Origin of the sequence: Lacticaseibacillus camelliae DSM 22697 = JCM 13995 (assembly GCF_001311195.1) — a bacterium.
GTDB lineage: Bacteria > Bacillota > Bacilli > Lactobacillales > Lactobacillaceae > Lacticaseibacillus > Lacticaseibacillus camelliae.
In genome coordinates, this window is the sequence record NZ_BBAJ01000072.1 from 1 (window position 1) to 11,313 (window position 11,313).

7 protein-coding genes and 3 pseudogenes are annotated in these 11,313 nt (G+C 52.8%); 1 reads left to right on the forward strand and 9 read right to left on the reverse strand.

The window, feature by feature from the left end:
* From JCM13995_RS14655 to JCM13995_RS10875, 6 genes and pseudogenes are all read right to left on the reverse strand, one after another.
* Positions 1-1,308, reverse strand: a 1,308-nt coding sequence (locus JCM13995_RS14655) for a KxYKxGKxW signal peptide domain-containing protein (protein WP_173581562.1), incomplete at its 3' end; no start/stop codon positions are given.
* 318 nt (positions 1,309-1,626) lie between these two features.
* The gene (gene acpP, locus JCM13995_RS10855; protein WP_054665531.1) at positions 1,627-1,872 is read right to left on the reverse strand and encodes an acyl carrier protein; all 246 of its coding nucleotides are present in this window, start codon (positions 1,870-1,872) and stop codon (positions 1,627-1,629) included.
* A gap of 54 nt (positions 1,873-1,926) precedes the next feature.
* The gene (gene plsX / locus JCM13995_RS10860) at positions 1,927-2,931 is read right to left on the reverse strand and encodes a phosphate acyltransferase PlsX (RefSeq protein ID WP_054665534.1); all 1,005 of its coding nucleotides are present in this window, start codon (positions 2,929-2,931) and stop codon (positions 1,927-1,929) included.
* Between the two features lie 29 nt (positions 2,932-2,960).
* A pseudogene (recG, locus tag JCM13995_RS10865) lies at positions 2,961-4,997 on the reverse strand (ATP-dependent DNA helicase RecG).
* A 195-nt stretch (positions 4,998-5,192) separates the two neighbouring features.
* Positions 5,193-6,865, reverse strand: a pseudogene (locus tag JCM13995_RS10870) (DAK2 domain-containing protein).
* 25 nt (positions 6,866-6,890) lie between these two features.
* Positions 6,891-7,256 (reverse strand): Asp23/Gls24 family envelope stress response protein, encoded by a 366-nt coding sequence (locus tag JCM13995_RS10875; protein WP_054665536.1) that lies wholly within the window; start codon positions 7,254-7,256, stop codon positions 6,891-6,893.
* A 184-nt stretch (positions 7,257-7,440) separates the two neighbouring features.
* Here JCM13995_RS10875 and rpmB point away from each other — a divergent pair, with 184 nt between their 5' ends.
* Positions 7,441-7,626: a 50S ribosomal protein L28 gene (rpmB, locus tag JCM13995_RS10880; protein ID WP_054665539.1), complete on the forward strand. Its 186-nt coding sequence runs from the start codon at positions 7,441-7,443 to the stop codon at positions 7,624-7,626.
* Between the two features lie 170 nt (positions 7,627-7,796).
* On the opposite strand, the gene JCM13995_RS10885 is transcribed toward rpmB, so the two are convergent.
* From JCM13995_RS10885 to JCM13995_RS15000, 3 genes and pseudogenes are all read right to left on the reverse strand, one after another.
* Complete coding sequence (locus tag JCM13995_RS10885) at positions 7,797-9,140, reverse strand: hypothetical protein (RefSeq protein WP_156314452.1); 1,344 nt, start codon at positions 9,138-9,140, stop codon at positions 7,797-7,799.
* Between the two features lie 58 nt (positions 9,141-9,198).
* Positions 9,199-10,179: an Ig-like domain-containing protein gene (locus tag JCM13995_RS10890; RefSeq protein ID WP_054665544.1), complete on the reverse strand. Its 981-nt coding sequence runs from the start codon at positions 10,177-10,179 to the stop codon at positions 9,199-9,201.
* Positions 10,176-11,313 (reverse strand): annotated as a pseudogene (locus tag JCM13995_RS15000) (peptidase S8); the annotation flags it as partial. The pseudogene JCM13995_RS15000 and the gene JCM13995_RS10890, both read right to left, overlap by 4 nt.

Below are 11,313 nucleotides of genomic sequence, written 5' to 3' on the forward strand. Positions count from 1 at the left end.
AAAATTGAGGCCGTTTTTATCAACGATTGCCGCCTTGAAAGTATCCCATTTAGACTGATCAAAATCGCCGTTGGCATCCTGGAAGTATTTTGCGGTTAAATCTGTGTCAAAAGCAGAATTGACAAAGTGGATGCCCGCAGAGGTAACGTACTGCCCTTTGTCATTCAGGAACATTGCCATTATCTGGTTCGCGATATCATTGTTTAAGTCGGCATCTTTGCTTTGGCTAGGAAAGGCTGAGCCGAATGTACCCTTGATTCCAAGTGAAGAAATCAGCTTCGTCGTAGAATTGGTAATATCAGAGCCACTCATTTGTGAAAAATCGAAAAAGTACTCAGTGCTATCACCATCGGCGTCATCTTTGATTATTGGGGCTTCACTGCCATCACCGGTTGCAGTGGAGTCAGACCCGCTATCAGTCGTTTGCGACGTCGTAACCGGAGCTTTCTTCCCCGTTATTTTCTCTAGGAACGCAGCCGTCTTGCTCAAATCGAGATAACCGTCTGCGTCAGAAATAGACGCGAGTGCATCATCCGCTTTGGTTTTATCGATCTTGCCATTCGCGTCATTAAAACTCGACAGAATTAAATCAAAACTACTTTCCACTGACCCAAGATTAAAGGCACTTGTAGAACCTGTAATCGCACTGATCTGACCGCCTAAGATGGCCAACTTGCCATCATCGATCGTGCCGTCTGCCTTCGAAACAAGCTTAGCAACCTTATCGCTAAGCTCCGCGGCCGTCGCATCGTCTGCCTTACCGCTTAGCTCGCTAAGTACCTCCGCCTTGATAAATGACGGTTCGACAGAGGAAACAAGCGACTCAAGATTAGCAGCAGCGCTACTATCTGCGGACGAATCATCATCACTCGCAGCTGAGCTAGCTGCTGAACTGTCTGCCGAACTAGCGGCAGAGCTGTCTGCCGAACTAGCGGCGGAACTGTCTGCTGAGCTAGCGGCAGAGCTGTCTGCTGAGCTAGCGGCAGAACTGTCAGTTGTTGCAGCTGCAGAACTAGCCGCAGTTGCAGCAGAGCTGCCATCCGAAGCTGTGGAGCTGGCACTTGCAGCAGTAAGGTCGGCTTGCGTCGCCTCGCTAGCTGCAGTTGCCGGCGTGCCTGACTCTGTCGTTGCCGAGATTGTCTCTTTGGTTGCAGCGTCTGTGTTGGTTGAAGCGTGGGTCGTGTCGGTCTGCGCAAAGCCCAGACCGGCAATGAGGCTCACTGTAGTGATTGCCATGAACGCCCAGTGCTTACCAGATTTAAACATCTTGTAATGACACTTGGCATCTCCACCCTGAAATCTGTTCATACAGTATCCCCCTAAGTGATTCAAATAGTTTATGAGATTTAGTTCTGAGAATTACTAACCAAAACCCCATAATTGATAACTATACTCACGAATTTTAAAAAAAACAACACCAATTATTGAATATTTTTTGAATAGTAACACATAATTGCAAATGAAGATTGGCTTGCCTAGTGAGGTTTCATGTCTTTACACATGAAAAGATAACAAATTGTATTCTAATATTTGGGCAATACGGTTTTAATTCAGATGCCATTTTTAAATATCCAACCCACAAAAAAATCCGACATCTCTGCCGGACCACAATCGCATTCAGTTTTTTTACTTACTTTGGTGATCAAGTACGTACTGCACCGCATCCCCGACCGTCTGAATGTTCTCCGCATCCTCGTCAGGGATCTCAGCTCCGAACGCATCCTCAAGTTCAAGCACGAACTCGACGGAATCGATTGAATCGGCATCGAGGTCGGTTTTGAAGTTCAATTCTTTCGTGACCTTGGCGGCCGGGACTTGAAAATGGTCTTCAATCAGCCCGGCGATTTTATCAAACACTTCTTGCTCTGACATAGTGCGCCTCCTTGATTTTCACGCAGTTTAGCATACCTGATTTAGGGCGCATTGTCACGCCTTGGCCGCCGGGTGCGCCTGGAAGTACTCGACCACTTTTTGAACGGTACCGTTGGCGACCATTTGCTGAACCTGCTTAACGGTGTAATAAACGGCTTTAGCATCCGCCCCGCCGTGAGCTTTGACGACTGGTGCCTTAAGGCCAAGCAGCACCGCGCCACCATAGCTGGACACATCAAAGGTATTGGCAACAGACTTGATTCCATCCTTGAGCAACAGCCCGCCAAGCTTGGCCTTCATCCCGTTATCCATGATGGCGTGCTTAATGAGCCCCAAAATGGTACGGGCAGAGCCTTCGATCGTCTTCAGGACTGCGTTGCCGGTAAACCCATCGGTGACCACCACATCGGCGCTGTGCTTAAGAATCGAATCGGACTCAACATTGCCGACAAAATTGATCCCATCAAGCTCACTGAGCAGCTTGTAGGTCTCTTGATGCAGCTCATTGCCTTTGTTGGCTTCGGTCCCGTTATTCAGCAGGCCCACCTTAGGCGCCTTAAGTCCACGCAGATCACGGGCGTAAAAATCCCCCATGATCGCGTACTGGACCAGCTGCGAGGCGCGGTTTTCCGCGTTGGCCCCCACGTCAAGCATCACAAAACCGGCACCGTCAGTGGTCGGCAAGGTCGGCATCAAACCGGGGCGATCAATGCCTTTAATGCGGCCCACGATAAAGAGCCCAGCGGCCAGAAGCGCCCCAGTCGATCCTAGGGAAATCATGGCGTCGGCCTCACCGCTCTTGACCGCCTGCGCGGCCAGCACCATTGAGGCCTGCTTCTTACTGCGAATCGCGCGCACCGGCTCATCGTCGGAGTTTACTTTCTCAGTCGTGTGAATAATGGTCATGTGCGAATCGTTCTTGAGCAGTGGGCGAATCTTGTTCTCATCCCCGTACAGCAAGAACTCAACGTCTGAGAGCTCATCGCGGGCCTGCTCCACGCCTTGAATCACAACTTCTGGGGCGTGATCGCCGCCCATGGCATCGATGGCAATTTTCATTGTTAATGTCTCCTCTACTCTCTGTCTTGTCAATCCAAGCTGCCAACGGCCTGCTGGCGCCGCGCCAGGTAAGCGCGCAGCGGGGCAAACTCTGGCGCACTCAGCGTTGGGTCTGCTTTAAACAACCCGACTGCCGTTTGCTGCGCCGCGTTCAGGGTGGCGTAATCCGCCACTGGGTCGGCAATTTTGAACTCAGGCAAGCCGCTTTGCGCCTCGCCGAAAATGTCACCAGAACCGCGCAGCTCCAGATCCTTCTCGGCGATCTTAAACCCGTCCGTCGTTTCCGTCATGACCTTCATGCGCTCGACCCCGGCATCGTTCTTCGGATCTGCCACCAAAATGCAGTAGCAGCGGAACGCCCGCGCCCAACCCGGCCGCGCAGCTGATGCAGCTGGGCGAGACCGAACCGGTCAGCGTCGAAAATCATCATCACCGTCGCGTTCGGCACGTCGACGCCGACTTCGACAACGGTGGTCGACACAAGGACCTGAATTTCATTTTGACTGAAACGGCGCATAATGTCATCTTTTTCGTCGTTTTTCATTTGGCCGTGCAGCAGCGCAACCTGGTACTTGTCGCCAAACGCCTTGTTCAGGTCCTCGTACAGCTGCTCGGCGTTCTGCAGGTCAACCTTCTCTGACTCTGCGATCAGCGGCGTGATGGCAAAAACCTGGTGCCCTGCGGCGAGCTCAGTACTGATGGTCGCCAGCGCCTCACGCAGCTGGTTTTTGCGCACCCAACTCGTCGTGATCGGCTGACGGCCCGCCGGGAGCTCGTCGATCGTGGACACGTCCATTTCGCCGTAAGCGGTGATGGCCAGCGTCCGCGGAATCGGGGTGGCCGTCATGGCCAGGAGGTCAGGTTTAAGCCCCTTTTCCTGTAGGATCTTGCGCTGGTTAACGCCGAAGCGGTGCTGCTCGTCGATAATGACTAAGCCAAGGTTGGCGAAGTCGACGTCCTTTTGGATCAGCGCGTGGGTGCCGATTACAATGTCAGTGGCACCGCTGGCCAGATCCGCCTTAATGTGCTTGCGCGCCGCCGCCGTCGTCGCGCCGGTGAGCAGCGAAATTTTGACCGGAAAATCGGCGAACAGCTTCGTCAACTTGGCGTAATGCTGCTCGGCTAGCACTTCCGTCGGCACCATCAGTGCCGCCTGGTAGCGTGCTGTGACCGCCGCGTACATCACGATTGCAGCCACAATCGTCTTCCCGGACCGACGTCGCCTTGCAGCAGACGGTTCATGTGATGCGGCGAGCGCATGTCGGCACAGATTTCATTGACCACGCGTTTTTGCGCGTTCGTCAACTCAAACGGCAGCGTCTGGATCAATGCGCGCAGCGCTTGATTGTCGTAAGGAATTGCCAGCCCATTGGCCTCGCCCTGATTATCCTCGCGCAGCGCCTGAATCTGCGTTTCAAACAGGAAAAATTCACGGAAAACCGCACTGCGCCGGGCGGCCTTCGCTTCCAGCGGCGTGTCGGGAAAGTGCATGCCATGGACAATCTCGCGGTCGGACATCAGCTTGAACTTTGCGCGCACCGCACTTGGCACGACGTCTTGAATATTGGCCGCGTCACGCGCCCAGGCGTCTTTGACCAGCTGCACTAAAGTGCTTTGCCGGATATTCTTGTTGACCGGATAAATTCCCGCCAGTGAAGGGGCGTCCTGGGTCTGCGTGGCCAGCACCTTCATCCCTGTCATCGTGTGGCGTTTGGCGTCCCACTTGCCGTATATGGCGGCCTCACTGCCCTGTTCAAACTTGTCCTTGAGCCAAGGCTGATTGAAAAACGTCACCATCACCACGCTGTGGTCGACTTGCAGCCGCACGTTGACCCGGTTTCGGTGCGCGCCAAACCGCGCGACCACCGCCGGCGCCACAACGACGCCCTTGATGGTGAGCTTCTCCTGATCAGCCGCTTCGGCAGATCCTTGACCTGTAGATCGTCGTAACGGAAGGGAAAATAGAACAGCACGTCGCCAACGGTCTCAATACCCAGACTCGCCAGTGCTTCCTGACGCTTAGGGCCAACGCCGGGCAAAACGGTAACCGAATCTGTCAGTGCCATGAGTTTTTCCTCCTTTCTTTACGGTCTCATAATTGGGCTACGGCTTGGCAACGGCTGGATGCCTAGCTACGCCCAGGTCCTCGCTGCCAAAAACCGGCAGCAATGACCTGAGCTAGGCTACCCATCCCGCTAAAAGCGCTTGGCTCAGCAGCCTGAACAAAAACAGACCGGAACTGGTCTCCGGTCTGCACGAAACTACTCAACTGAAACCAAATATGGATAGACTGGCTGGTCGCCTTCGTGAATCTCGACTTCCAAGTCTTCATGCGCACCAGTAATGGCTTGGGAAATGGCATCAGCCTCTTGCCGGCTGCCATCCTCACCAATGATCAGGGTGATGATTTCGGAATCGTCGTCGAGCATGGCTTCGATCATGTCAATGGTTGCCTGTTGCCGGTTCTCTTCGGAGACCTTGATCTTGTTGTCGATGATGCCCATCCAGTCGTCCTTCTTGATCTCAAGCCCATCGATGACCGTGTCTCGAATCGACTGGGTCACAGAGCCTGAAATCACGTTGGCCAATTCCTCGGTCATCTGCTCTTGGTTTTCCGCCAGTGGTGCGTCCGGGTTGAACCCCAGCATGGCGGTCATCCCTTGATTGATCGTCTTAGACTTGACGATGGCCACATTCACCTCAGCCGCCTTGGCCGCTTCGTCAGCCGCCATGAAGATGTTGGAGTTATCTGGCAGCACGATCACGTTCTTGGCGTGGGCCTTCGTGATGGCGTCCAAAATGTCGTTGGTGCTTGGATTCATCGTCTGGCCACCGCTCAGCACGGTGGTGACGCCCAGGCTCTTGAACAACTCGCCAAGCCCGGCGCCAGCGGCAATGGCAACAACGCCGATTTCTGCTAGCGGCTGCGGCTTATCTTCCTGCTGAATCGCCTCTTCGCGTTCAATGATTGACTCGTGCTGAAGGCGCATATTGTCGACCTTGATCTTCGCCAGTGTCCCATACTGTTGACCGTAGCGGAAAACCGTGCCAGGATGCTCGGTGTGAACATGGACCTTCACAACTTCATCATCGGCCACGACCAGCGTCGAATCCCCTAGTGTGTTCAGGTAATTGCGGAACGCCTCATAATCAAAGGACTTGGGATGCTCCCCCTTGCCGAGTTCGACCATCATTTCCGTGCAGTAACCATAAACGATGTCGTCTGGGTTGAGCTGGGCCTGGGCGCCTTGGTGGTGCGTGGCGTTGACCATTTCGTCCATCTCTTCTTCATCCGGCACATAAGCGTCGTCTGCCGCCTCACCTGATAGGCCTTCACTGAAGCCTTCGTACAAAAAGACCAAGCCTTGGCCGCCAGAATCAACGACTCCGACTTCTTTCAGTACTGCCAGCAACTCCGGCGTTTTCGCAACGCGCGCTTAGCTGCTTTCGTGACCGCCGCCATGACCACAACAGCGTCATCAGATGAAGCCGCCGACTTGAGCCCAGCCTTAGCCGCTTCACGCGCAACGGTCAAAATCGTTCCTTCGACCGGCTTCATGACCGCTTTGTATGCCGTTTCGACCCCGGCCGCGAACGCGTCTGCAAGGTCTTGAGCGGACAAGCTCTGCTTTTTCTCAACGTTTTTCGCAAAACCGCGGAACAACTGCGACGAAATGACACCAGAGTTGCCCCGTGCCCCCATGAGCAACCCTTTGCCAAGGTGCTGGGCCAACTCGCCAACGCTTTGACTATCACTCTCTAACACGGCCTTAGCGCCGCTTTGGAAGGTCAGGGTCATGTTGGTCCCAGTATCGCCATCTGGCACTGGGAACACGTTGAGGGAGTTGACGAATTCTGCGTTTTGCTTAATGCGATGTGCAGCGACGCGGATCATGTCCTGGAACTTCGCTGCCGTAATTTCTGTGACTTCCACCTGTTCAGTCCTCCTCACGCCGTCCTCAGTCGTTAGCCAACACCCGAACACCCTGCACGATGACCGTCACTTCATTAGTGGTGACCCCGAGCATGGTTTCCAGGTTGTACTTGACCTTCTCCTGGACGTTGCGGCACACCTCTGAAATCTTGGTGCCGTAACCGACGATGATGTTGACTTCGATTGTAACGCCATTGTCCGCCTGACGAACGACGACGCCCCGTGCGTAATTCTCACGGTTCAAAATATCATTCAAATTATCGCGGATCTGGTTGCGCGAAGCCATGCCGACAATGCCGTAAATGTCTGTGGCTGCACCGCCGACGACCGTTGCGATGACATTGTTCGAAATATCGATGGTGCCATACTTGGTCTTGATTTTTACCGCCATGCGATAACCTCCTATTTGACTAGGTATTTCCCAAATAGTTTAGCATAGCAACCCATTATTTGAAAGGAAGCAGCCGCCTGTCAAGTAATTTTCCTTGCTAGCCCTTGTATTCCGCGTGGCCGTATGATAAATTAGTTGAGTGAAAAAAATCGCGTTAATGCGATTGCAAAGGAGGTCCCTCGTTATGGCAAAAGACGTAATTACCGGCCGTCACACGACTTTTGGCAACAAGCGTTCACACGCTTTGAACTCCAGCCGTCGTGCCTGGAAGGCCAATCTTCAGAAGGTCCGCATCTTGATTGATGGCAAGCCGAAGCGCGTTTGGGTTTCTGCTCGCGCCCTTAAATCAGGCAAAGTGACCCGGGTTTAATCCCAACCAAAATTGCGTCCATGTGGCGCTTTTTTTATTCTCTCAAGCCCCACTCGTTTGCCGCGAGTGGGGCTTTTGAAATTCTGCGCATAAAAAAAGTATCCAGACCGTTAACGGTCTGGATACTCTTCTCATTGCTTGCGTAACACAACTGTCCTTGGCTGCGCAGCTTACCTACCAGCAGTAAACTGCTTCAGGATAGATTTGATTGCCGACATGAAACTGGCAAACTTCTCCCCTGCTTTCGCCTTGGTAGTCGTTGTTGCAACCTTGGCTGGGTCGGCCGTACCGGTTGTTCCTGCCTTCACTTCAGCTTTGAAATCTGCGAGCAGTGAAGCAACTTTAGAACTGACGGCTTTTGCGTTATCAACAATGGCACTCAACTGGATCTCGGCCTCTTCAGGGGTCAAGTTGCCTGCGGAAGCCTGCGCCTTAAGGTTGTCAAGATCACCGTAGAAGCTCCGCCCAGTCACTGTATCCTTGTCGTTGCCGATACCTGCCTGAGCAAAGGCCTTCTTAACCGTCGTGATGTCATCCTGAACGTAAGCCTGGTTGAGAATCTTGTTCAACGCTTTTTGAGCTTGAGCATCCGTCAGCTTGCCTTCGCTGAGTTGCGCTTTCAGATAGTCAAGATCACCATAGTAGGTCCGACCGGAAGCCGGGTCTTTCTGGTTACCAAGACCGCCCATCGCCTGCTTAGCTGCGGCAATTTGTTCAGCCACACTGGCATCATCCAAATCGTCATCAGGCGTCGTGGTTGGAGCTGAAGTGTCAGTACCAGTTGAAGTATCGGAGCCAGTAGCAGTTGACGCTTCAGTGGCAGTCGCTGCAGCCAGGATCTTCTCCAGCTGAGCCTCAGCATCTGGACCAGTGATCTTCTTAGCATTAAATGCCTGGATCAAGTCATCGATCTCAGCCCCGTATGTCTTTCCAGTTACAGGGTCTGTCACCGTTAACTTGTCGCCAAGCTTAGCCTTCGCAGCCGTCACTGCACTCGATAGTTTTGGTGCGTCAGCATTGTGCTGTGCTTGTGTGTAATCTGGATCGACTGACGTCCCGTCATCGGGCTTTGTAGTTGTTGCGCCAGCTTGCTTAGTTGCAGCAGTAACAATCTTCTCCAGCTGAGCCTCAGCATCTGGACCAGTGATCTTCTTAGCATTGAACGCCTGGATCAAATCATCGATCTCAGCCCCGTATGTCTTTCCGGTTACAGGGTCTGTCACCGTTAACTTGTCGCCAAGCTTAGCCTTCGCAGCCGTCACTGCACTCGATAGTTTTGGTGCGTCAGCATTGTGCTGTGCTTGTGTGTAATCTGGATCGACTGACGTCCCGTCATCAGGTTCTGTAGTCGTTGCGGCAGCCTGCTTGGTTGCAGCAGCAACAAGCGCATTCAGTTTAGCCGCAGCCGTTGTGCCATCGATTTCGCCAGCGTTGAAGGCCTGGATCAAGTCATCGATTTCAGCCCCAAATGTCTTCCCAGTGGCTGTATCAACGTTGTTTATCTTATTACCCAACTGCTGCTTTGCGGCTGTAACCGCAGCGGAGAATGGCAATGCATCCTCATTGCGCTGATCACGACGGTAATCGGCCGCATTTTTTTACCAGCTGATCAAGCTGTGCTTGTGCTTCATTGTCAGACAGCTTACCAGACTTGGCAGCAGCCAGCAGCGCATCGAAGTCCCCGTAGAAGGTCTTGCCCGTCTTTGGATCTGTCTTGCTGCCGATATTGCCAAGCGCCTTCTTAGCAGCAATGATCGCATCTTGAATGTCTTTAGAGACTGGCGCGGCATAGTTTACCGTCACAGTCTTCTGAATGTGATTGCCAGTACTGTCAACCACATCGACACGGAAGATGTTCTGGCCAGGTTTGAGCGTCTCGACTTCGCTGAAGTTCTTATCCGCAGTGGCATCCCCATTCCAGTTGAGGTCCCCGCTGGAAATATCAACAGCGTTGCCGTTGATGTAAATTTCTACATAGTCCAGATTGTCAGTGACATGCCCACTGATCGTGTACTGGCTGTTGTTAGTGGTGACCGTCTTATCCGTCGGCTGATCAACTGTCAGTACCGGGCTAACAGCATCAAGAACATAGCTAACCCGTTCCTGAACTGTCTGACCAGTCAGAGAATCGCCGTAGACAACGCTGAAGTCGTGCTTGCCTTGCGTCCCGATTTGCAGATCAACGCTAAAGGTCAGGTCAGAGTTGATCTTGACAGGTTGACCGGCAATCTGCAGAGTCGTTGTCGGATGCTTTACCTTCCCAGACAACGTAACGGTCCCGGTTGTCGCATCATAGGCAGGATCGTCTGTTTCCAGATAGTTCGTGCCCAGTGCAATATCGTTATCGAAAGTAACGGCATCCTTCAGAGGGTCTGCATCGTAAGTCGAGTTGATGGTGTAATCAAAGGTCTTCGTATTGCCATCACCATCAGTCAGCGTCAGCGTAATGTCATTGTCACCAAATGCGACTGGCACATCGGCATCAATCTCGTGGCTATCTGACACCGGCAGATCGACATCCGTGCCGTTAACGGTTGCAACCGCACTTGTCACATCGTCTGATACCTGCCTGCAACCTTAACCGTTGCTTCGGAGGTTTGATCCTGACCGCCATTGACCGTCACAGTTCCGATCTTTGGCTGGAACATCCCAACCTTTGTATCGTAACTTGCCAGTTCTTGGGTGTGCGCGGCATCAGCGTAGAACTTGATTGTCGTGTTGTAGTCAACTGCATGAGCAATCGGCATCCGTGCAATGAAGTAATCCGCATCAAGGTCTTCAGGGTGATCCTCATCAGTGTAGTTTTCAATGTCTAGATCTTGCACTTTACCATTCTCATCGAGGTATGTCCCGTAGACCGCACCAGGATAACGCCCAGAAAGTGTGTAGTCCAAACGAGACTTCGAAATGTCGATGTACTCGTTTGACATACTGATCACATCAGGCACACCAACGTCAAGCACAAACCCATCCTTGGTCTGACCAGGCAGCTTAGCCTTATCGTTCATCACGTCAACAAAGTTAGACGCGTTATCGCTTAGGTAAAGCTCGATGGCATTGTTGCCCTGTGCTAAGGTCTTGGCCTGGGCGTCAGTAACGGGAACACGGACCTGCGTGTACCCGTCAGCGGTCGTCCCGGTGACTTCGAAAGTCTGATGCAGCTCAACCAACCCATTGACGGCAGTGCCGCAATCCTTGGTGGCGTCGATTCCGCTAAAGTCATCTTTGGTCTCACCGGTCAGGTAATACTGTGTCTTCCCGTTGACATCCTCACTGCTAATAGCGATGTGTTGAAGTTCAGGCGCCACAGAGTCAACTTTGAATGGTAGGTCGAGGGTCTGGCGATCTGACTCCTTGTCGCCATCACCAACCGCAGAAACCCGATACGTGTATTGACCATCTGGGGCCGCAACGTAATCGCCGGTGCTCTGATCAAAAATCGTGCCATCCCACTTAGGGAAGTTCAGCGTCTCAAAGGCCGAAGCATTGGCGTAGTAGTAAGTCTTGGTATCCTGAGGCTCCTTATTCAAAGTTGCAACAACGTCACCATCGCTGTTCACAATTTGATAGGTGACATCCTGTGCGTTCCGGAACAGATAAGCTTGGCCTTGAAGCGTTGTAATGGCAGCTGCTGAACTCGTCGAGATGGCGATGTTGTCAGGATCGATTGGATCCGTGTCCGAAACT

Bases quoted from the DNA above. Each gene is read 5' to 3' on its own strand.
- plsX (WP_054665534.1), bottom strand. From the start codon at position 2,931: ATGAAAATTGCCATCGATGCCATGGGCGGCGATCACGCCCCAGAAGTT.
- rpmB (WP_054665539.1), top strand. From the start codon at position 7,441: ATGGCAAAAGACGTAATTACCGGCCGTCACACGACTTTTGGCAACAAG.
- acpP (WP_054665531.1), bottom strand. From the start codon at position 1,872: ATGTCAGAGCAAGAAGTGTTTGATAAAATCGCCGGGCTGATTGAAGAC.
- JCM13995_RS10875 (WP_054665536.1), bottom strand. From the start codon at position 7,256: ATGGCGGTAAAAATCAAGACCAAGTATGGCACCATCGATATTTCGAAC.